Source organism: Erwinia sp. STN24 (assembly GCF_041320675.1).
Lineage (GTDB): Bacteria > Pseudomonadota > Gammaproteobacteria > Enterobacterales > Enterobacteriaceae > Erwinia > Erwinia aeris.
Genome location: NZ_JBGGPM010000001.1, coordinates 1,150,497 through 1,170,761 on the forward strand (window position 1 = coordinate 1,150,497; position 20,265 = coordinate 1,170,761).

General features: G+C 49.3%; 21 protein-coding genes. 4 read left to right on the plus strand and 17 right to left on the minus strand.

Annotated elements, in window-relative coordinates; genetic code table 11:
- Positions 1 to 13 precede the first annotated feature (13 nt).
- The 3 genes from ACA373_RS05395 to ACA373_RS05405 form a co-directional block, all read right to left on the minus strand.
- A complete protein-coding gene (locus ACA373_RS05395) occupies positions 14 to 1,915 on the minus strand; it encodes an ATP-dependent DNA helicase (protein ID WP_253453668.1) in 1,902 nt (633 codons plus the stop codon).
- Positions 1,916 to 2,130: 215 nt separating this feature from the next.
- The gene (locus ACA373_RS05400) at positions 2,131 to 2,268 is read right to left on the minus strand and encodes a hypothetical protein (protein WP_370734110.1); all 138 of its coding nucleotides are present in this window, start codon (positions 2,266 to 2,268) and stop codon (positions 2,131 to 2,133) included.
- Between the two features lie 146 nt (positions 2,269 to 2,414).
- Entirely contained in the window at positions 2,415 to 2,834 is a 420-nt protein-coding gene (locus ACA373_RS05405) for a DUF4186 domain-containing protein (RefSeq protein WP_253453664.1), read from the minus strand.
- A gap of 808 nt (positions 2,835 to 3,642) precedes the next feature.
- Here ACA373_RS05405 and ACA373_RS05410 point away from each other — a divergent pair.
- A complete protein-coding gene (locus ACA373_RS05410) occupies positions 3,643 to 4,002 on the plus strand; it encodes a DUF6404 family protein (RefSeq protein WP_370734111.1) in 360 nt (119 codons plus the stop codon).
- Between the two features lie 52 nt (positions 4,003 to 4,054).
- On the opposite strand, the gene ACA373_RS05415 is transcribed toward ACA373_RS05410, so the two are convergent.
- The 8 genes from ACA373_RS05415 to ACA373_RS05450 all read right to left on the minus strand — a co-directional run bounded on the left by ACA373_RS05415 (position 4,055) and on the right by ACA373_RS05450 (position 12,235).
- Positions 4,055 to 4,255: a hypothetical protein gene (locus ACA373_RS05415; protein ID WP_370734112.1), complete on the minus strand. Its 201-nt coding sequence runs from the start codon at positions 4,253 to 4,255 to the stop codon at positions 4,055 to 4,057.
- Between the two features lie 180 nt (positions 4,256 to 4,435).
- Positions 4,436 to 4,678, minus strand: coding sequence for a DNA polymerase V (locus tag ACA373_RS05420; RefSeq protein WP_370734113.1), 243 nt, complete (start codon positions 4,676 to 4,678; stop codon positions 4,436 to 4,438).
- A gap of 71 nt (positions 4,679 to 4,749) precedes the next feature.
- Complete coding sequence (locus tag ACA373_RS05425; RefSeq protein ID WP_370734114.1) at positions 4,750 to 6,123, minus strand: tail fiber domain-containing protein; 1,374 nt, start codon at positions 6,121 to 6,123, stop codon at positions 4,750 to 4,752.
- 59 nt (positions 6,124 to 6,182) lie between these two features.
- Positions 6,183 to 7,166 (minus strand): DUF6453 family protein, encoded by a 984-nt coding sequence (locus tag ACA373_RS05430; protein WP_370734115.1) that lies wholly within the window; start codon positions 7,164 to 7,166, stop codon positions 6,183 to 6,185.
- On the minus strand, positions 7,166 to 10,321 hold the full coding sequence (locus ACA373_RS05435; protein WP_370734116.1) for a host specificity protein J: 3,156 nt from the start codon (positions 10,319 to 10,321) through the stop codon (positions 7,166 to 7,168). Before ACA373_RS05435 ends, ACA373_RS05430 begins: the two co-directional genes overlap by 1 nt.
- An 8-nt stretch (positions 10,322 to 10,329) precedes the next feature.
- Entirely contained in the window at positions 10,330 to 10,860 is a 531-nt protein-coding gene (locus ACA373_RS05440) for a tail assembly protein (RefSeq protein ID WP_370734117.1), read from the minus strand.
- A complete protein-coding gene (locus tag ACA373_RS05445) occupies positions 10,803 to 11,531 on the minus strand; it encodes a C40 family peptidase (RefSeq protein WP_369894638.1) in 729 nt (242 codons plus the stop codon). The genes ACA373_RS05440 and ACA373_RS05445 overlap by 58 nt, the downstream gene beginning before the upstream one ends.
- A complete protein-coding gene (locus ACA373_RS05450; protein ID WP_369894637.1) occupies positions 11,531 to 12,235 on the minus strand; it encodes a phage minor tail protein L in 705 nt (234 codons plus the stop codon). The genes ACA373_RS05445 and ACA373_RS05450 overlap by 1 nt, the downstream gene beginning before the upstream one ends.
- Before the next feature lie 201 nt (positions 12,236 to 12,436).
- On the opposite strand from ACA373_RS05450, the gene ACA373_RS05455 reads away from it, so the two are divergent.
- Entirely contained in the window at positions 12,437 to 12,673 is a 237-nt protein-coding gene (locus tag ACA373_RS05455) for a DUF1883 domain-containing protein (protein ID WP_370734453.1), read from the plus strand.
- Here ACA373_RS05455 and ACA373_RS05460 read toward each other — a convergent pair.
- The 6 genes from ACA373_RS05460 to ACA373_RS05485 all read right to left on the minus strand — a co-directional run bounded on the left by ACA373_RS05460 (position 12,620) and on the right by ACA373_RS05485 (position 18,519).
- A complete protein-coding gene (locus tag ACA373_RS05460; RefSeq protein WP_369894635.1) occupies positions 12,620 to 12,832 on the minus strand; it encodes an Rrf2 family transcriptional regulator in 213 nt (70 codons plus the stop codon). The two genes, ACA373_RS05455 and ACA373_RS05460, sit on opposite strands and share 54 nt — an antisense overlap.
- Before the next feature lie 14 nt (positions 12,833 to 12,846).
- Positions 12,847 to 13,200: a phage tail protein gene (locus ACA373_RS05465; RefSeq protein ID WP_370734118.1), complete on the minus strand. Its 354-nt coding sequence runs from the start codon at positions 13,198 to 13,200 to the stop codon at positions 12,847 to 12,849.
- 54 nt (positions 13,201 to 13,254) lie between these two features.
- Complete coding sequence (locus ACA373_RS05470) at positions 13,255 to 13,476, minus strand: hypothetical protein (protein WP_370734119.1); 222 nt, start codon at positions 13,474 to 13,476, stop codon at positions 13,255 to 13,257.
- 51 nt (positions 13,477 to 13,527) lie between these two features.
- Entirely contained in the window at positions 13,528 to 16,887 is a 3,360-nt protein-coding gene (locus tag ACA373_RS05475; protein WP_370734120.1) for a tape measure protein, read from the minus strand.
- Positions 16,888 to 16,979: 92 nt separating this feature from the next.
- Entirely contained in the window at positions 16,980 to 18,119 is a 1,140-nt protein-coding gene (locus ACA373_RS05480) for a hypothetical protein (protein WP_370734121.1), read from the minus strand.
- 43 nt (positions 18,120 to 18,162) lie between these two features.
- A complete protein-coding gene (locus tag ACA373_RS05485; RefSeq protein ID WP_370734122.1) occupies positions 18,163 to 18,519 on the minus strand; it encodes a hypothetical protein in 357 nt (118 codons plus the stop codon).
- Between the two features lie 218 nt (positions 18,520 to 18,737).
- Between ACA373_RS05485 and ACA373_RS05490 the strand changes: the two genes are divergently transcribed.
- On the plus strand, positions 18,738 to 19,349 hold the full coding sequence (locus tag ACA373_RS05490; protein ID WP_370734123.1) for a hypothetical protein: 612 nt from the start codon (positions 18,738 to 18,740) through the stop codon (positions 19,347 to 19,349).
- 46 nt (positions 19,350 to 19,395) lie between these two features.
- A complete protein-coding gene (locus ACA373_RS05495; RefSeq protein WP_370734124.1) occupies positions 19,396 to 19,863 on the plus strand; it encodes a hypothetical protein in 468 nt (155 codons plus the stop codon).
- The last annotated feature ends 402 nt before the right edge of the window (positions 19,864 to 20,265 follow it).

Below are 20,265 nucleotides of genomic sequence, written 5' to 3' on the forward strand. Positions count from 1 at the left end.
ACTGCGCGGGTAATTACTGCGGGCGCAGGAAATCCACCGCCTGTTGAATATCCCGCGTACGCGGCGTGGGCGGCAGGCTGTTCAGAAACACCGCGCCGTAGGGACGCATCACCAGGCGGTTATCGCAGATCACCAGCACGCCGCGATCGTCAACGTCGCGGATCAGGCGGCCGACGCCCTGTTTAAGCGTGATAACCGCGTCCGGCAGCTGCACCTCGTCAAACGGATCGCCGCCGCGCAGCTTACAGTCTTCCATGCGCGCTTTCAGCAAGGGATCGTCAGGCGAGGTAAACGGCAGCTTGTCGATAATGACCAGCGACAGCGCATCGCCGCGCACGTCCACCCCTTCCCAGAAGCTACTGGTCGCCACCAGCACCGCGTTGCCTGCCGCGATAAACTGTTTTAACAGCTCGCCTTTGCTGGTTTCTCCCTGTAGTAATACGGGCAGCGTCAGCATGGCGCGGAACTGCTCGGCCAGCTCGCGCATCATCTGATGCGAGGTACAAAGGAAGAAGCAGCGGCCGTTGTTAGCCTCGATCAGCGGCAGCAACATGCGCGCCAGCTGTCTGGCGCCACCGGGCTGATTGGGCGAAGGCAGATTGCGCGGCACGCACAGCAGCGCCTGGCTGGCGAAATCGAACGGGCTATTAAGGATCAGCGTTTCTGCGCCAGCGACGCCCAGCCTTTCAACAAAGTGGGTCATCTGCTCATTTACCGCCAGCGTGGCGGAGGTGAAAATCCAGCTGGCTGGGCGCTCGTCCATTACTTCCCGGAAGCGATCCGATACCGACAGCGGCGTCAGCGCCAGCACAAAATGGCGGCTGTTGCACTCATACCAGTAGCTGAAACCGGGCTGCGAGACATCTTTCAGCCGCTTCAGCCTGCCGCGATAGAGCGCCGCCCGTTCAAAGGCCGCATCCAGCAGCGCCGAACGGCCCAGCGACAGCTTCGCGACGTCATAACAAAGCTCCAGCGCATCGTCCAGCAGCAACAGCGCGCGCTGAATATTGGCGTTATTAAGGACTTCCCGCAGATTGCCGCGAAAGCCGGGATCGCCCAGCGCCAGGCGGAAATCCTGCGCGCTTTGCGCCAGCCGATCTGCAGATTTTTGCAGCTGCTGGGCGTCACGCACTTCGGTGCGATAGGCGATGGTGATGTCTTTGGCGAGATCCAGCAGCTGCTTGCTGGAAAGCTGCTGGCCGAAGTACTGGCTGGCGATATCCGGCACCTGATGCGCTTCATCAAAGATCATCACGTCCGCCTCCGGGATCAGCTCCGCAAAACCGCTCTCTTTTACCACCATATCGGCCAGAAAGAGATGATGGTTCACCACCACCACATCCGCGTCCATCGCTTTGCGGCGCGCTTTCACCACGAAACAGTCCTGATAGAGAGGACAGTCGCTGCCCAGGCAGTTGTCATTGGTGCTGGTGACCAGCGGCCAGACCGGGCTGTCTTCCGCCACGCCGCCGCAGGTGCTGATATCACCGTCCACCGTTTCGCTCGACCAGCCGCGCAGGTGCACCAGATCGCTCATCGCCTGCGCCGCCAGCTCGCCGCCCGCCATCGACTGCTGCTCCAGCCGCTCCAGGCAGAGGTAGTTCGAGCGCCCTTTCAGCAGCGCCAGTTTCCCTTTAAATGCTAATGCACGGGCGACCGTAGGCAAATCGCGGCTGTAAAGCTGATCCTGAAGCGCTTTAGATCCGGTAGAAATAATGACTTTTTTACCCGAGCGCAGCGCCGGTGCCAGGTAGGCATAGGTTTTGCCGGTTCCGGTGCCCGCTTCTACTACCAGCTCGCGCTTGTTATCGATGGCCGTTGTGACCGCCTCCGCCATCAGGCGCTGAGGTTCGCGTGGCTTAAAGCCTGGAATGGCCTGCGCCAGCGCGCCGTCTGCTGCAAAATCGTTTACCACGTATCCTCACCGCCCGTTAAAAAAAGCAGGCTATTATGGCAGTATTACCGTAAGGATACAAACCAATGCAAATCAAAAGGTTATAGCTGAATCAGGCATGTTATGCCGCGAACGGACACAAAGAAAGGGGGTCAGAAAAGGAGGAGGCTGCGCCACTGTAGCGAGGCGCTTATAGTATTAACACTGCTTTATTTTCCCTGGTGAAAGAATCATCTTTAGCGGTGTGGGTAAGGCCAGCTATGATCCCAGCCCGACGCCGAAAGCAAGCCGGTCGCGATAAAATAGACCAGCAAAACCGCAAAAGCGGCTATGGCTATTTTTTCAATTAAAACAATAATCTTAGAAGATTGCATACGAATACCCCTTATTTTACCAGTGGATTTGCCTGCCAGAGCAAAACTAGAATGTTACCGGTAAAATCGCAAGCCTTTCCCTTTATCAATTCAATTAACTTTGTTAATACATATTTCGTTTTTATAGCCACATCCCGCCACGGGCCTTACAGCAGCCTGAGCTGTTTATCCTTTGTCGGATCTTTTTTGCGGCGCGGCGCGGGAGGCTGCGGCCGCTGCATCTCCAGCCGCAGCCAGTGCAGGATCGCCTGCACAACCCACGCCTGCTGCGCTGCCGTTAGCGGCTGGTGCGCAGGTATCTGGTGCCATTTGCTCAGGCAGCCGCGACAGCAGGTGGCCGTGGCATGCTGGGCAATAAATACCGGATGACCGCGCATCGGCGTTTGCTTGCCGTCATTAACCGGCTCTGCGGGAGCAAGGCGCTCACGAATAAAGTCAGCAGCATGCGCGACGATCTCCTCTTCGCCCTTGTCCAGGCAATAGCGGTATTCGCGGTGGCCTAAATGGAATTTTTGCCGAAACGGCGAGCGCGACAGGCGCAGAAAAAGATCGTCAATGGCGGGCATAATCAATCCAGGCAGAAAAAGTAAGGCAGAGCGCCAGCATAGCATTCTCCTGCCGCCGACAGGAATGCTGAGGGATGACAACCACGCAGGCATTATGCCAGGCTATCGGCCACTAAAGTGATAACAAGAGAGAACCTGATGCCTATTGATCGTCTTGACCCGGAACACCGCATGTCGGAAGCGACAATTCATATTTTAAATCAATAGATTACCGCATCCTGCCGCGCTCACACGTCCCATGATGACAAAACATGCAAAGGCTTGGAAAAGGTCACAAACCTTTGCGTGTCCCAGATCTGTCCCATCAAAATGGCAACCGGTCATCCCAGCCTTTCATCACCTGCACCACAACGACGCCTCGGATCAGCATGTCGTCCAACATAACTCTCCTACCGCAATCCAGCTTGATGATAATCAATACCAGATTGGCTTGAGCGTTTACCCTATGAGCTACAAGAAACGATATCCGCTACCATTTTGCCTGCAGCTTTCTGCGGGCTTTTTTTGCCATAAACTGTCATTTTTCTTTATGTTAAGACTTGTCCTGGTCTGACCTGTCACACAATTCATGTGACCCTCATCACATAAATATATTAGTAATACTGTACCGTAGGCCACGTTCATCATAAGTGGTTAAATCATTTGCCCGCATATCCCCCGCGGGCTTTTTTACTTTCTCTATAACGCGGCAGTTAGCCGCCTTTTAAAGACGATCGCCACCAATTTTGTAATAAGTCTGAAAAAGAAAATCATTTTCCCCTTACGTACTACTATTAAATAACCTGAGAAATTATAAGGGATTGTGTCAATGAAAAAAGATCTGGATTTTGAGCGCAAAAAAAATCGTGCCTTCGCCCTTATGAAACAGAAAAGGATGTGGGAATGCCTTTATGCTCCTCCGTGTCACCTATTTTTATGGAAAATGGGCATCAATGTTGCTCCGCCCCCTCTTAGCCCTTTTTGGACAAACTTCCTATGCATTACAAGCGTAAACACTACATTTTGGGGCATCGTGATGTGGTTTGTCTTTTGGAAGGGAGAGCAAGAGCATCTCTTTTCTGCGTTAGTGACAATCATCACTGTTGGGATAGCGGCTGGCCTTTTCATGTCAGCTCTGGAGGCATGGCGGGGGAAAGTCAATCATCTTCCGGCATGGAGCGAGATCTAGCCCGTGCTGCTCCTGCCAGTTACTGCTTAGCCCACAGCCTACTGTGGGCTTTTCAATTTATCCGATTTTGAAACCATGCAATTGCGGCTTTTATTTTTGCCGTTTCATCCATACTCCGTGAAGGAAATTGCGTATTCAATTCCGCGATAATGTTTGATGGGATTATTGCCGCATCTCGTGCAAGCAGGCTACGCACTGCTAAGCCAATAGCCCATTCGATTTCTGGCACATCTCCATCATCCTTAAAGTTCATTCTTACCCTCCTCATCGTCTAAAAAACTAGCATCCATATAATAACTTAGGGAACTTTCGAGAGGAAGGGTGGTCTTTCATTGCAAGGATATTACTCCTGTAACGAATTTCGCCCACTATAGTGGGCATTTTTTTGTCTGAAGAAATCCAATTCATTCTGTGTCAGTCGCAGGAAAAAATATTAGTACCCGCCATTATTGTGGTTGAACAGCTGAAACGTCCGCCGCTCGCCTTCTTCGGTGGAAACGTCCTTAAAGCTGCACTGGTAGATTTCTATCCACTCGTTTGCCTGGCGTAGCGTGAAATGGTGATTGTACTTTGCCAGGTTCTGTACAAAATCCACTGTAGTGACCGTGCGGCGGCCCTGTGGGCTTATTTTGATGCTTTCTCTGTATGCCGTCCCGATATCGTCATAGCGTGCCATATGCCCTCCTTTATTTACTGTTTTTATATACAGTAGTTCAGACCTGGGCAGCATGGCAACTGGCTGAACGGTCAGGCGTCGAGTCCGTCGATGGCTTTCATACGCTTCAGCAGTTCAGAAATATTCGCTTCAGTAGCTTCAGCTTTTGACTCCAGGGCTTCAACTTTATCCTGTAAAACTTGCACAGTGCCGATTAGATATCCACAAAGCGCTAACGGGTCGACCTGAAGATAAGATAATTTATCTGTAATAACTGAGCCTTTTAGATGCTCACGCGCTTCTTGCGCAATGAATCCAAACTCCCATTTATCGCCATCCCCCTCCGTTTCTGCAAATGTTTTAAGGTTGAAAGAACGCAGCCTTACGTTTTTTACTGCTTCATATGCGACCTGCTTATCTGCATCTTTGATATTATTTTTTAATCTTTCGTCAGATGCGAAAATATTAATACCGTAAGAGCCGCCGTCTATATTTAGCTCAAGATATCCTGTAGCTACTGCCGTGAACATTTTAACCCTGCCGCTCAAAGACCACAGCTGATTTGGAGACATAATATAGTCAGAGGCTTGTATTCCTCCTGTGCGTGTAAAGCTGACAATTCCGGTATTTGCAGTATTCTCCTTGTTAATAAAACGCATTCTGAAACCGCCATTCCCCAGCCCCGGATTGACAATCAAGGAACCTGCCCCTGAAAAAGTTGAATCTTCATTCCATCTGAAATGTAAACCTTGACTGGCCCCGTTGCTTCCGCCCAGGTAGGTGTTAGATGCTGGATAGTACGTGTAGCCTCTTACTGTCTGAGCTGCGACAGTCTGTACGCCATCAATATTTACCCCATCATCTACTTGCAAGCTTGTGCCAATGCGCAAGCCATTAGATATCGTAAGCCGTGTGGCCGAGTCCGCATAGATACGAGAACTGAAGTCATCAGTTGATTTATTAAAATGAAAGTCAATGTAGGGTATTGCGGCATTTATCTCCATCCCGGGCAACTCAACCTTACCTGTGAGCGTGCCGCCGCTTCTGTCCAGTTTTCCGGATAACGTATTAACCATTGCAGGCCAGCTTGGTCCAGTTACTGACGTACCATCTGGGAGCTCAATCGTGGTGTTTCCGGTACCTGTATAAAACCCCTGCCAGTTGGCCTTATCAAGATTAAGCCCTCGAATGGCGCGCGCTGTATCCGCAGCTATTTGCGCTGTAATGCCCACCAGCGTCTGATTTGCAACCGCCGACCACGCCGCACCGGATGCTGTAGGCCCGGTGTATGCAGCGTTAAGCGTCAAGGCGGTATCTGATTCGATTGATTTAATGCCAAGGGTATAAGTCACACCACCGACTACCGCAACGATGAAATCATTGACAGCTGAGGCTGCTTTAAACGCAGTGCTGGTTCCCGTTACTGCTGTTGAGTTGTTCGTTAATACAATAGTACCTGCTGCCATGTTATCTCCGGGAATAAAAAACCCAGCTCGGCGACCGGGTTTATAAGGTTAATTAAATTTTAAAAATACTGACTACCATCAAGTATGTTTATCGGTAATTTTGAGCCAGGGAAACTTATTCCATAATTACCTATGTTATATTTCGCCGTATTTTTTCCGCGCGCCGCACGAACGCTTTGACCTGACATCATTATTCCTTTATTGAAAATCTGGATAATACTCCCTCCCGTTTTTTCAAAGTCGACTCCGGTTACGCACAAAGGAACCATTGGCTTTGCGATACCCGTACCCTGCCAGTTATCGTTAACAGACAATGAGCCTTTGATAAAAAATGGTATGTACAGTGAATTAAATGTACACACGCCCTGAGCGTTATAAATGAACAAGCCGTAATCCGGCATCCTTAAATTAAAACCGTTAGAAAATACTGCAACGTTTATCGTGGCTGGTCCGCCTGTTACGGTCATTACCTTGCGGCTGTTATCAAACTCTACCACCGCGCTGGGGTGATCCCAGTTTGCGCAAACGCAGCAATTACCATAGCCATCAATCCCGGAAGGGACAGCCCACTCACCATTAACAGTTACTGTTGTCCTGTACACGCACAGCCCGGATGTCATCACATCAGTAATTGACGTGAAGCTAGTCAGGTCATTCAGAAAATAGAGTCCGTAATTATCACCTGCATCAATGCTCTGATAAACATCGAAATAAAACCACGGGTTTCCATCAATCGATCCCTGACCCTCCAATTTTGTATCACTGAAATTTATTGTGACCTGGTTGCCATTAATACCAATCCCGGCAATGCCTACCCCACGCGGTAGAGCAGAAACACCGCCCTGATAGACCTTCCCGCCTGTTATAGGAACGACAAACAATGTGCTTTTTGCCTGCTTATTGCTGATGGTATAAGTGTATGAGGTTTTATCTGGGGCGGACTGAATACGTTGTAAAAAACTGATAGCTCTGCCGCCACCGCCATTCAGATTATAATAGGTTGCCCCATTATCATTTGTTATCCAGCATCCCACTTCCGCCATTAGGGTTTGGCTCCTAATTTAACCATTATCAGCCCATTGCTATTTTTTACACCAAATCCTGATGCATCCATAAATGCGCCACTTGATGACGATCGGAAATTAAGCTGGTTGTTTTCTTTACCAAATTGCCAGCCATTCCCTGAGGTATAGCCAACGGATTCTAGCGTACCTGCAATTTTTGCATTAGTGATGGCTGCATCCTGTATTTTTGCGCTGGTTATTGAAGCATCCTGAATGAGGGCCGAGCGCAGAAAGGTCTGACCGTTTACTGCAGCAAAGGCCAGTTGGTAGCTGCCATTGTTGGTATTATATATGGCGAAATTGTCCGCACTGAATAATGCATATGACTGAGTACCGCCGTTATTACCCTCTACGCCGAGCTGCATACCTGCCACATATTTATTGCCATTACTGTCAATCTGAACTTTTACACCCCACTGAGCAGAAAGTTTGCCGCTTAGGTCAGCATAGGCGCTTGATATCTGCTGTACTGCTGCCGTATTAGTTTCTGTTGAGGCCTGTATCTGCTCAAACTTCTGAGCATAAGCATGGTCATTGTCAGCCACTGTTTGCTTCACTGTGATGATATCAGCACGGTTGCGTCCATAGGCTTCAAACTGATGATCAACTGAGGCGTCAAGGTTCAACGCATTTTGCAGAATTGCGTCTATATTGGTGTCGATGACAGATGAAAGTCGGTCGAATGTTTCCGATTTCCTAACTGCTTCATCTATATAGTCGAGCATACCAGGGATATCAGCTGAAGCTTGTCCGCTTGCTTCAACAAATGGCGATACACCAAAAGCGTTTTTTGTGCGCACGTACATGTAATACGTTTTGTCTGCTTTCAGCCCATGCAGCGTCCACTGTGATGCCCTTCCAAGGAATTGGGCTTCGTTTTCAACATTGCCGATGCTGGTCGCTGGGACTTCTCCCCTATACCAGAATTCAAACGAGGTATCAGTCGTGGCCGTTACGCTCATAACCGGCACGATATCGGCCGAAAATATGCCGGGCGTCCACTGAATGAATGTTGGTGCACCGGGAGCGCCGATCACTAAGCTGACCTGTGTCTCTGCCCCCTTCATGCCATTCTCATTGCGCCCGCGCACGCCGAGTGTATAACTGCCAGCATCCAATCCGTAAAAATCATAACGGAACTGGTCGGTTTCATACTGCGTAACTACGGCGCCCGCCGCGTTATAGACGTACAGTTCAAACACGATTTTTTTTGTGAGCGTTGCTGTTTCCCACGTCGCTGTTACCTGCACAGTCTCGCTGTTGGTGTTGATGATCCGAAGGTTTTCAATATTCGGAACACGATAGCCGTTTAGCGTGTCATTAGAGATGTCGAAAACAGCACCCTCATCTACGATTGCCTGTTTGTTAGGGTCGTAAAGTGTTGCTGAGATGGAGTAGACCGAGTTGTTATCGTCTTCAGAAACGCCCATCACACGGAACAAACGCGTCGCTACAGTGCTGGTAGAGATAACAAAAATGGTGCCGTTCTTCACCCAGGCTGGCGTACTGCGGAGCGTGATCACTTTGCCATTGACGCTGGCGATGGTGAATTTGGTGAACTTCCCATCGGAACCCATGACAGACATGGTATCGCCGCCACCAGCCTGCTCTGATACGTCGGCATCAACAGTAATCGTTGCGCCGCTGTGCGAAATGATGCGGCCGCCAAGGCGAGTCGCAGCGTAGTTATTGTCTGCAACTTCAATCACGTCGCCAGGCATAAAAGCGATCGCGTCACGCGCCATTTTGAATGTTACTTTTTTCGTTTCCCGCTTCGCTGTTTCCAGCAGCCATTTCCCAGCCCGGAAAGCCTGCCCCCGCGACGTGCAACCGAACGCCTCCAGAGTTGTTTCGTTGTACTGGTAGCGATCTATCATCGCATCATCGGAAACGTACTCTTTGACCTGCTCCCAACCGTTATTTGGATCGGTCCAGGACACCACTACCGCATTATAACGATCGGAGCGCTTCATTGAGCTGTATGTGAACAGGCCATCAACGACGCTGGCGTTCGTCACAGCTGCGACCGGGTCTTGTGGGTTATCAAGCATGATAGAGAAGCGTAGGCCGTCCCACAGCGCAATGCCACGGAACATCCCGGCGATATCATCAAGCAGGTCACGCGCACTTTTCTGCTCAGTGACGTAGGCATTGAGTGTGAAGCGCGGTTCTTTACCGCCGTACCCATCGTCTACCAGCTGGTCGCAAAATTGCGAAAGCACATACAGGCTGCCGTCATCAACATCGATATAGCCTGCCCTTTTCGCCAGGCCGTAGCGGGTATTCTTCACCAGTGCGCGAAAAATCCAAGCCGGGTTATTTGTCCAGGCGGATTTAAAGCCACCGGTCCATAAACCTGAGTAGGTACGGTTGTTCGCATCGTAGTTGTCGGGAACATCGACAATGAGACCTCGCAGATGGTAGGTTCGCGTCGGAGTGTCGGTGTATTGGTCACGGTCAACAACGCAGCCGGCAACCGCGGCGTAAGGGTATGAAAGGTTATCGTCCGTAATCTCCGTGAAACTATTCCAGACGGTGCCATTAGATAGCAGATCACTGGTGCTGTCGGCTGTCACGCGACGCAGTCGGATATCAAATGGCTTTGTGTCCGGCGCGTCAATCAGATGCGCCTCCAGATACTCGCCAGATATTTTTCCGGTTATCGTGACGGTTTTTGCCGTCTGCCATGAGCTGTTGCCGGTTCGTGTCTCAATCACCATCGTTACCGATGCATTTTTCTGATTCCCTTTCGAATCCTGCTCTACTAAACCTGTTACACCAATATTCATGCGCACACGCGTTACGTCCGTGTCAGTAACCGTCCTGACAAGCGGCGTGCTCTGCGTTACAGCAGCATTAACGATGGTCGTTGACTCGATAGCAGAAAAACCGGTTATTGGCGCCTGTGTAGCAGAGCCAGGCCGCCAGGCCACACTCACACCGTTGATGCTCACGTTTCCGGAGGCGTCAGTGACAGATGTTTTGTTCAGCATGAATGATGAAAGGTGGCTCTGGTCTACCGGCCCGTAAATTGGCCCTTCACTGATCAGGTCGAGAACTTTGAGAAACTGCTTTGATTTGAGGTTATCGTCGAGAAGTTTTGCAGTGCTGCCACCGCCGCCGCCTGAGCTCATGTGTCACCTTATCTGATGGAGATCGACCAATCCTGATTGTTCGAAGTGTCGATACCGAGGGAAATAACGTTAGAACCCACTACCATCTCACCGAGAAGAAGTGGCACCGGGCGCCCTTGGCCGATCCGGTTATCCACGCTGGTAAATGAGTTGTTCGTGATTGAGTTGGATTGCGCCGAATCTGCGCTTGTTTTCGTCTTCATGTGCGATGTCATGTAGAGCGAGTACGCTAACGAGGCCACCGTAACGGCCACCAGAGCCCACACCGCAAACCCCGCTGCTGCAAATGCTCCCTCTACGATCGGCACGAAAAGAACCGTTGCACCATCCCGCAGATGCCTGTCCATATGGAGCGCCAGAGTATTGCTTGATACGTCAGTGCCATCGACACGCATCCTGATCCGTGTGCGATAGAAGTCGCGCTTGAACGCCGGGCATTGGGCCAGCAACAGGCGCAGCCCCTGTGAAGGCGTATCAACGTTTAAAGCGATCTGGCGGAAATGTCGTCGAAGACTCCCCGCAAATCTAAATTTGAGCATTGCTCGTGCCTCCATATGGAGTGGGTGAGTTTTATGTATGCTTGCCGGTAAGGCTCGCGGCAGCTAAGGCGTCCGGCCTGCTCATGATGCAGGACAGTGTTATCGCCCAGCCAGATCATTGCGTGGCACGGGTCAGACTCAGGAAACGCACGCCGGATGATGACGTCGCCAGGCTGGATATCTGCCGCTGATATCTCACGAAAGCCATTGGCCGCCAGGTTGTTGAGATACAGGTTCTCGCCTCGAACCCACCAGCCGTTTGAGCGCTCGAAATCGGGTAAATCGATACCGCAAAGGTGGTATGCATCCCTGAAAAGCGTGTAGCAATCAGTAACGCCGTGCTCAAAGCTGCGGCCAAGCAGATGTGGGACAGGTCGAAATTTACGGATCCTGCCGCCGCTGGCTAGCCACCAGTCAACACCAGTAGCGCTCTGCGCCTGCCGGTCAGCACCGGAAAGCACCAATTTATCCATTGGGTGAGAATGAAAAACGGCGGTGATTTCTCCCGCCGCTTCTGCTTCTAACCAGTCATCATCACTTATCCGAAAATGCCGATCCGGCTCAGGATGCGTATTTCTGCATCGCATCAGGCGTTCGCCATCGATAATCAGGCCGCAGACTTCATCGACAGATGCCGCGGCAAACTCCAGGCATTCTTGTTCTATGCTCATCAGGACACCTTGCTAGATCCGGGGAAACCGCCGAACGGCTTCGGGTTAGGCTTCGGATAGCGGAACTCGCAGCCGCGCAGGTGCTTTGAGCATTTGTCTTTTGACAGGTCAGAGGTCGGATTGTCTTTCTCGTCCGCTACCGCCGGGCCGGAATAGCCGCAGCCGTCGCCGCGATAAACCCACTGGCATACATCAGCCAGAATGGTACGCGCCGGGATAATGGCGTTGTCGCAGTCAACCGGCGTGGCCAGGTTATATGTCACCGTCTCGAACGTCTCTTCTGCCATTTCTTCAATGACGTAGCGGGACACGGCTTCCATCGTCGGATCAGCATCGGCGTTACCGTTCGGGAAGTTGACCGCATCAAGATGCTTTACAAGCACCTGCCGGCGCGTTACTACCGCACCAAGCGCATCATCAAAATCGTGGTTGATGCCGGTAATCAGGCCCGAGATGTTCGCCACCTTCATCGTCGGGCGAGAATAGGTTCCCTCTGACTTGGTTTCAAAACCTTCAACCGCGATTGGATAGGCTGAGTACTGTCGGCCCTGCCAGATGACGTTACCGTAATAGCCGTTCGTGCCTGCATGGAAGCGGATGACATCGCCGCCGAACGCCTGTAGATCGACTTCGAACAAGTCGAGCATCGCGCCTACGCCAGCATCGGTGCTTTCGATGATTAGTTCTGCTGGGATATCTCTCATATTCAGCTCATAAAAAAGGCCACACTATGGCGACCGCTGGTTAGTTACTGATCGAATATCAGGATTTCGCTGATAGACCGTTAAGGATATGTTGAGTATTCAGCCCGTCCATGTTCGGGGCATGGGCGCACACAGCAATGAGGAATGGCTGATTACCTCTCAAAGGAATAATGCATGTCACATATACACAGTAGAGAATACATGGACGGCGGAAGCACTGTCTCCGTTCAGTGTTCTCATCAAATAAATGTGTTGGTTATGGACGATACAAATTACTCCAATTATAAAAGTGGCAGGAGTTGCCGCTATTATGGGGGGGTTTATAAAATGCTACCGGCAAACATAACAGTTCCGAGTACCGGTTACTGGAATGTGGTTTTAGCTTTACCCGCTGGTCACAGGGCTAATATTCGCTACTCCATCAACATCATAGGATAAATCCTTTTGGGCTCTCGCCTGTGTAAGTGATTCTTCAAGGGCGGCAATGATTTGCTGCTGTGTGCCGTCCTTTAAAAAGCTTAGTGATAGGCGGTTTTCCTTTGACAGAGTATCTCGCGCCCATATTTCTGTACCTTTTGCAAAAATAATTACCTTCATTTTTTTCTCCGTGATTATCGTGGCACCTGCTCAAATATTGCTGTCAGCTGACTCAGACTTCCGGTTGTTTGTAATGACCATGAGCGGCACACATATAGCCCTTGAACTCCAGTGTCGGTCGGCGTCCAGTTAAACGATTCCACCGCCATGCGCGCCTTCAGGAATGCATCAGCGGCTTTAGCCACGTTTGGCCGGCTACACTTCGAATCGTCATAGCCAATAAACGTCATCGAGTATTTGCCCATCAATGGGTTGATTCCCTTAACCTGGCGCTGTTCGTAGCCATCGCCCAACTTAACGACAGTTACATCAGGTGTACGCTCGCCCGTAAAGCCTTTCTGAGGGCTCCATGTGAAAGTTTCTGGCATGAAGTACTCCAAATAAAAAACCCGCCGAAGCGGGTCTGATTGAGTGGTGCTGGTTCAGAATGTAGCAACTAAGTCTCGCAGTTGGTGCTTGGCTTTTTCGAGCACTCGACCTTCAATTTCAGCAAGCGAAGCATCTTTATCCAGAGGTATACATACTTCAACTCGGATGCCTTCATGACGGACGTCGTAATCTTTGAATTCTACAGTCGCCAGAACGCCTTGTCCGTGAACATTATCAAAGGCAGTGATTCTTCCTACTTCAATTTCCATACCCATTTTTTAAATCTCCTGTGTGTGGCTTTCATACTCATAATATCAAACAGATGTTCATTTTCTAGGCTGAATCATCCCTTTTGGACGCGAGCTCTGGTCTTTGATTTGATAAAGCGCCACTTGCTTCATCATGCCAGCCATTTTATTCATGGTGGCGTCGTCAATGCCGTTTGTGGTCTGGATATGGAAATGCACCTCCTGTTGAATTGTGCTCCCACCTCCTCCCATCCCACCCAAATCGCTATTGCTGATCACCTTGCCGTTATCGCCGGGGATCATGTACTGCTTACCGGTGCTGGCCTGATAGATTTCAGGCTTACCACCCTCGCCTACCTGGTACATTGAGCCAGCACTGACCGGGCCGCCGTTTTTGCGAGCCCCAGCGATAGCCAGTCCCTTGGAAGCGACTAATGCTGTGCTGTAAGCCGTGGTCCCTGCTGTAGATGCAGCCCCCATCGTGGCGATTGATGCGCTGATTGCTGCTGGCGCCCATGCTGCAGCAGCAGCTGTAGCCTGAGCTGTAGTTGACGCTAAAGCTGCAGTTGCGGCAGCCTGCCCCATAATCATGTTTTTGACGTACTGGAGGCCCATTTCAACCAAACCACTGACGACGCTATTCAGGATTGTGGTGCCGATGTTAGCGAAGGATTCCGCAAGGCTCTGAGTGCCATTAAGAAGACCGGTAATCGCATTGGTCGCCCCACCTTGCAGAGAGTCGATAGCATCGCCCAGCATCTGGTTGGCGTGGCTCTGGTTCTCCCATATCTTCCAGGCTGCATCAATGCGGGCCTGCTCATACTCAGTACTTGCAGCATTTCTGAGCGCAATACCTTGCTGCTCAGTGATGGTTTTGTTGGCTTCAAACTGCTGAATAAGGGCAAGCTTCTGTGCATTTTCATTAGCAAGCTGTTGAACAGGATCGACAGTTCCGGCGGCTGCCTGCTGAGGCGTTACAGCCTGATCGGCGCGAATTTTAGCGAGGTTTACCTGGTGCTCTTGCTCCAGCTTCTCAGAGATGGCATTGAACTGCTGCTGACTGATTTTTTTCGCTGAGAACGCCGTTTGAAGATCTTCAACATCCTGCTTATAGCTGGCGCTCTCTTTGGCTTCAGGAAGGAACTTCTCAGCCGCAGCCTGAGCGCGAATGGCATTACCTGTGTCCCACTTTGCAGCAGCGTATTGCCCAGCGAGCTTGATATCGCTTTGAGTAGCCGCACTACCAAGCGACTGCTGAGCAGTCAGAATGGCCTGATCGCGACTGAGTTCGCGTGTAGAGTCGCCGGCCAGCTCAGATTGCTGCTTAAGGTTTGCCAGTTTTTGAGAAATATTCTCAGCCTGAGTTGCTGCTTTTTTCCCTTCTGCGATACCAGCTTTGGTTTCTTTATTACGGGCTATCTCCGCCTGTTGCAGATCATACTGAGCGCCTGCCAGTTGTCCTGCAGCATTTACCTGATTCTGATTGCCACCCTTATCGGCTGCCTCCATTCTTGCTTTGGTTACTGCCCGCAACCGCTTATCAGTAATAGCGAGCAAGGTATTTTCATCAGCCAGATCTTTGTTATAGGCATCAGCTTTGTCACTGCGCGGCAACTGCAGACTGGTAGAGTTAAATTTATCTTTCGCCTTGCTCGCAAAATCTATAGCGTTACCAAATTGATTCATCAGCCCAGCAGCCACACCAGCCTGATCGCCATCCCTTTTCAGCAGGTCTATTCCCTGTGCCAGAGTGCCATTAAGTTGCGCACGCATTAGCCCTGTCTTGCTCACGGTCTGGCTGAGCTTGCCTTCTGCAGAGTCAACTTTTCCGGCCTGAATCGCTATGTCTCGCTGCACCTGCTGATAATCCTCAGCAACGGCGGCGGCACCGCGAATACTTGCGGCCTGCTCAATAAACGTTTTTTTCTCTTCAAGCGCAGACAATTCGCCGCGCAGTCCTGTGATGGCATTTTTCTGATCAATAATCGATTGCTCAGCCTTGGCAATTTCTGCCCCCAATTGCGTCTGGCTCATCTCCTTCATTTTGGAAATAACGCCATCCAGCTTGTCGGCAAAATCAATACTTTCCTGCTTTGCCTGCTGAGCTTTTTGGTAGAAATAGAATATTGCTGCCCCAGCCAGCATCGCGGCACCTGCCGGGCCACCGACAAGTGCCAGTGCGCCACGTAGTGTGGCCGTCCCTGTAGAGGCGGCGGTTGCAGCCGCAGCCGCTCTGGTTGTTGCAGCGGCCTGAGCTAATTCAGCCTCGGCTAGTGAAAGCGAAGCCAGGCGAGATGCTGATTTCTTAGCAGTCAGGTTATCGAGCGCCAAACCTTCTGCCGAGCTTCCTCTCGCAACGTTATATTCTGCCTGGGCCAAATTCATAGCCGAAATTGCAGCTTCCTTGTCTGCAAAAGATCGCCGGGTGGTGGCTGCCGCCGAAGACAGCGCCGCCTGTGCCGCCTGATTTTCTGCAATGGTCTGTTGTCTTGACGCGGCCACAGCACTTATTTTTGCTGCCGTAGCCATCGTCAGAGCACCAACAAATCGGCTTCCCATAATACCGGCCAGAACGGTAACAACGCCGGAAACCGCGTTCAGGTTTTCACTGAGGGAAATAACGCCGCTGTTAAACACATTAATCGTCGATTGTACGCTTGAACTTTCCCCGACGAATTTAGTGATGTTGTTAGTGGCAACCGTAAACGCCTGACCCATAGTCAACGCTGTATTACTGAACTCTTTCGCAATGGCGTCACTTTGTTTCAGCAGCCCGTTAACCACAACCTCTGTGGTTAACTTACCTTGGGCAGCCATCCCGCGAAGCTGTCCAATAGTCACTCCAAGTGAATCAGCCAGCGCAACGACTAGCCTGCTACCGTTTTCTGAGATGGAGTTGAACTCTTCACCACGCAGGACGCCTGACGCCAGTGCCTGAGAAAGTTGCGTCATGGTCGAGCTGGCTTCCTCCGTTGTTGCCCCTGATACGGCAAGTCCTTTGTTGATCGTCGTAGTAAGCTTTATCAAATCAGCAGTGCTTGTTCCTGCCGCTCTTGTAGAACGCTCAAGCCTGCCGTAAAGGGTTGCAGTCGCCTCCAGGCTGGAACGGGTGTCCTGGGATATATCAAAGACGCGCTGTGTTACATCAGCCAGTTGTTCAGTTGCGCGTAATGAGTTGGCAAGCTTATTGTTGACTGTTACCCATGCATTACCATACTCAGCAACCTGAGTTACTGAGATTGCGGCAGATAACGCTATGGCTACCCGGCTAAGTGAAGAAAATGATTTTTCAGCGCTATCAACTGCCTTGCCAGTTTTCTGAAAACCGCTCTCCATCTTATCGAGGCGATCATTAACCTGACGCTGACCTTCAAGCAGTCGCGCCACGTTCATTTCTACCTCATAAACAAGGTTGCCAACCTGATTGTCGCTCGCCATTCACTTTTCTCCGGACATAAAAAAACCTCGCCGGAGCGAGGTGTGGTTACAAAATTTTATAAGCGTTTATATAGCAATATAGAAAAAAAGGTTTATAACGAGCTTTTCTTAGCTTCTTCAATTTCTGCGTTGCAAGCATCTATGTTGTCAAAGTCATACTGAAGGAAAACATATCCCTCGCTAGAGCCATTGGCTCTTGCTTCCATAGATACTGATGCAAGCTTGTTTTTAAGAGGTATTGCGGGCGATCCTTCCCATTGGGCTGAGAGGAAACGTTCCTTTTTGTTCAGCGCCATCATCCAGTCTTGAGGTTCTTTCCAGATTGAGCCTGAAAGTAAAAAATCGGTACTTTTAGGTTTGCCATAGATTGAAGATAGAGAATCTAAGAGCTCTTTGAATTTTGACTGGAGCGCAAGTCCATAGCTGTCTGTATCAATGTTTTTACCTAACGCTCTAATTTGGCATAGGCCAGATTTTGGAGAAATGAGTAGACCAAAACCCTCAAATTCAGCGTTCTTTTTCGGTGGCGACTTTACCGTATAGAGATTCGGCACGCCATCATAAGGCTTAAGCTCTTCACCGGTCATATCTCCGATATTCTTTTTGCTTAAACCTGACTCCAGGCCAAATGGCCCATCTCCCGGCGGAAGCAATGGCTGACTATTGCTAGCCTGGGCTGGCTTCTCGATTTGCTTTGCTTCAGCAACGTTGCTCTGCTTCAAATCAGATGGCATAGCGTTAGCAAGTCCATACTTGGCTGACAAATATCGTTGTTGAAGCATCGCCATGGTTTGCTCCTGAGTTGCGATTGCTGCCAATTTCATCGCAAGAACCAGGCCACCGCTATATTGGTTGGCTTCTGCTTTAGCCTGAGAAATCTGAACATTTAACGCACCTATTTCGCTCTTAACTGACTCAGCCGCCGCCTCATCCGGTTTTGTTCCGGGTACATCCATTGTTATTTTTGCGCCTGACTCAATAGCATCAATTCGCTGCTTAATCAGAGCCTGGTTTGTTTTGAGAATCTCAACTCTGGCGCTGATTAAATTCTTGATCAGCCCGCCAGAGTAGTTCTGATTGGTGGCATTTGCAGACGAAATTTCACTTTCTGTTTGTGATAATTCCACCTTAAGTTGTTCTACTTTTTGTTTCTCTTCCGGAGAAAGCTCTTTTGGACCACATCCTGTCAAAATGAACACAGATATAAAACATGCCAGAATAGACTTTTTCATTTCCTTGCCCCCTAGAAAAAAGCCACCAGAAGGTGGCTTGCTATCAGATGTGGTTTTCACATCCCATCTGTGACTTGTCGATAATCTGTGTTCCTTCCACACGGAAACCATAGGTGCCGAACAGGAAAGCGTGATTTAACTGATAGATGACTACGTCACTTAGGCCAACTGCACATTTATCTTTCTCGATAGCATGATCCATGGCCGTTTTGACGTTAGGAATGCCCAGCGGGAAGATAACAATCGGCGCTTTGTCTTCACCAGTAACACGAGCGCCCTTTTCAAATTTGGCGGCATTCAGATTATAGTTTTTAGTGCTACCTACAGTCATATCAGCCACGCGAACGGTACAACCAGAAAGTAAAAGCGCTCCGAGCGCCACTGCAAAAACCTTTTTCATTTTATGTTTCCTGTGATTGCAATCGGAAACATCCTAACACTCAAAATTTACAGTTCAATGAAAAATCAATGCAGTAACCCTTAACCTACTAATTTTAGTAGGTATCAGAGTGTACAAACCCATAAGCACTGATCATCTGTCAGGATGGGCATTAAAGTTATTACGGGGTAATCTAGGTTGACAGACTCTTGCCTTGGAATACTTGAGATACACACTTTATGGAAATTTTTTGGATAGTAGTAGGTGTTGTTATAGTGCTGATTTACCTAATTAATCAGAATAAAAATAAAACAACTGATAAAACAGTTATAAGGCAGAGAGACACTTATAAAACAGAAACTGGCGAAGTCACTATTGAGCGTACTAAGGTTGTAGATAATTCTCAGGCAACATTTACCTCACCTCAACCTGCGCAGCCCAGTTCAGCTGAGGTTCACAATCAGGCATTAGCACATGGTCGCTCTCAGCAGGCTATAGTTGTGGATAGGAAGCCTACTACAAGCCCGGCTCCATCCATTAAGAGCAAGCCTGCTTTACCAAATTCAGATCATGGTATTGAACTGAAGGCTGTGACTGAAAAGGTAAAACAATGTACACGTTGCCGGGTGAATCTTCCATTCAGTAAATTCAGCAAATCCAGTAAAAACCCTGATGGCGTTACTATATGGTGTACGGAATGTCTTAAAGGTGATAAAAACACTAAATTCATGAAATGGTGCCCCAAATGCAAGACTCGCCGTAAAAGAACAAGCTTCTATCCCAACAATCAAAATGCCGACAAATTGATGGCTTGGTGTAAGACCTGTTGGGATAAGCATAAAAGTCGATAATACTCAAAAGGCCGCTCGAGTTAAGTTGGAGGACAGAATGCTAAGCATGGGAAAATTCGATCGTAAAATACAAAAGGAACTGCTCCAAAAGCTTTATGAAACCTCTCCAGAGGGTCTCGATTTTCTTACCAATCAAGATTTTGAATCGAGATTTGGCGGGCAGCAAAACTATATGGCCAATCTTAAATATTTACTTGGTCATGAGCTTATTGTTTTTGAAAGCACATCATATATCAATGGCCCTGAAAAGATTCACCCAAACACACTGCAAATAACAAGTAAAGGTATTGATTTTATTCGCGATGACGGTGGCCTTGGGGCCATTTTGAATGTCCAAACCATCAAGTTTCATCGCGATGCTGTCGTGGTTCTCGAAGACCTTATAGCGCTGTCGAACATGACAGATCCAGAGAAAGAAAGAGCTAAATCCAAGCTCTTTGAGATGACTACTGAGTCTCTTAAAACTGTTGTTCAGACAGTAACCACAGCTGGTTTAGCCATTCTTATGAAGTAACCCTCCAAATAGCAAAAACCCGCCGATTGGCGGGTTATTAATAGTTTGCTTTAGGGTAGCGAGGTAACTGTACCTGATGCATTGACCGCTATACCCATCATAAATGTTGATGCTGCTTCGAAAAATGATAGTACGGTTAATTGAAGTGTATTCATATGACCTCCTTGATTATCTTGTTGTTTGAAAAGCAAATAATTTTCAGTAAGAAAAAATAAAAATGCAGTTCCAAGATATAGAAGCCAAAGCATCAGTGCTGGAGTTGCACCAGCCCCCACCACCGCTATCCTAAAGCATCTTAAATATACAAAAATGCAACATAAAGATCAATAATAAATTAACATTTATGAGAGCCATAAGCACTGATCAGCTGTCAGGATGGGCGAAGCGATGTTACTAGGGTAG

Bases quoted from the DNA above. Each gene is read 5' to 3' on its own strand.
- ACA373_RS05400 (WP_370734110.1), bottom strand. From the start codon at position 2,268: ATGCAATCTTCTAAGATTATTGTTTTAATTGAAAAAATAGCCATAGCC.
- ACA373_RS05405 (WP_253453664.1), bottom strand. From the start codon at position 2,834: ATGCCCGCCATTGACGATCTTTTTCTGCGCCTGTCGCGCTCGCCGTTT.
- ACA373_RS05410 (WP_370734111.1), top strand. From the start codon at position 3,643: ATGAAAAAAGATCTGGATTTTGAGCGCAAAAAAAATCGTGCCTTCGCC.
- ACA373_RS05415 (WP_370734112.1), bottom strand. From the start codon at position 4,255: ATGAACTTTAAGGATGATGGAGATGTGCCAGAAATCGAATGGGCTATT.
- ACA373_RS05420 (WP_370734113.1), bottom strand. From the start codon at position 4,678: ATGGCACGCTATGACGATATCGGGACGGCATACAGAGAAAGCATCAAA.
- ACA373_RS05425 (WP_370734114.1), bottom strand. From the start codon at position 6,123: ATGGCAGCAGGTACTATTGTATTAACGAACAACTCAACAGCAGTAACG.
- ACA373_RS05430 (WP_370734115.1), bottom strand. From the start codon at position 7,166: ATGGCGGAAGTGGGATGCTGGATAACAAATGATAATGGGGCAACCTAT.
- ACA373_RS05435 (WP_370734116.1), bottom strand. From the start codon at position 10,321: ATGAGCTCAGGCGGCGGCGGTGGCAGCACTGCAAAACTTCTCGACGAT.
- ACA373_RS05440 (WP_370734117.1), bottom strand. From the start codon at position 10,860: ATGCTCAAATTTAGATTTGCGGGGAGTCTTCGACGACATTTCCGCCAG.
- ACA373_RS05445 (WP_369894638.1), bottom strand. From the start codon at position 11,531: ATGAGCATAGAACAAGAATGCCTGGAGTTTGCCGCGGCATCTGTCGAT.
- ACA373_RS05450 (WP_369894637.1), bottom strand. From the start codon at position 12,235: ATGAGAGATATCCCAGCAGAACTAATCATCGAAAGCACCGATGCTGGC.
- ACA373_RS05455 (WP_370734453.1), top strand. From the start codon at position 12,437: ATGGACGGCGGAAGCACTGTCTCCGTTCAGTGTTCTCATCAAATAAAT.
- ACA373_RS05460 (WP_369894635.1), bottom strand. From the start codon at position 12,832: ATGAAGGTAATTATTTTTGCAAAAGGTACAGAAATATGGGCGCGAGAT.
- ACA373_RS05465 (WP_370734118.1), bottom strand. From the start codon at position 13,200: ATGCCAGAAACTTTCACATGGAGCCCTCAGAAAGGCTTTACGGGCGAG.
- ACA373_RS05470 (WP_370734119.1), bottom strand. From the start codon at position 13,476: ATGGGTATGGAAATTGAAGTAGGAAGAATCACTGCCTTTGATAATGTT.
- ACA373_RS05475 (WP_370734120.1), bottom strand. From the start codon at position 16,887: ATGGCGAGCGACAATCAGGTTGGCAACCTTGTTTATGAGGTAGAAATG.
- ACA373_RS05480 (WP_370734121.1), bottom strand. From the start codon at position 18,119: ATGAAAAAGTCTATTCTGGCATGTTTTATATCTGTGTTCATTTTGACA.
- ACA373_RS05485 (WP_370734122.1), bottom strand. From the start codon at position 18,519: ATGAAAAAGGTTTTTGCAGTGGCGCTCGGAGCGCTTTTACTTTCTGGT.
- ACA373_RS05490 (WP_370734123.1), top strand. From the start codon at position 18,738: ATGGAAATTTTTTGGATAGTAGTAGGTGTTGTTATAGTGCTGATTTAC.
- ACA373_RS05495 (WP_370734124.1), top strand. From the start codon at position 19,396: ATGGGAAAATTCGATCGTAAAATACAAAAGGAACTGCTCCAAAAGCTT.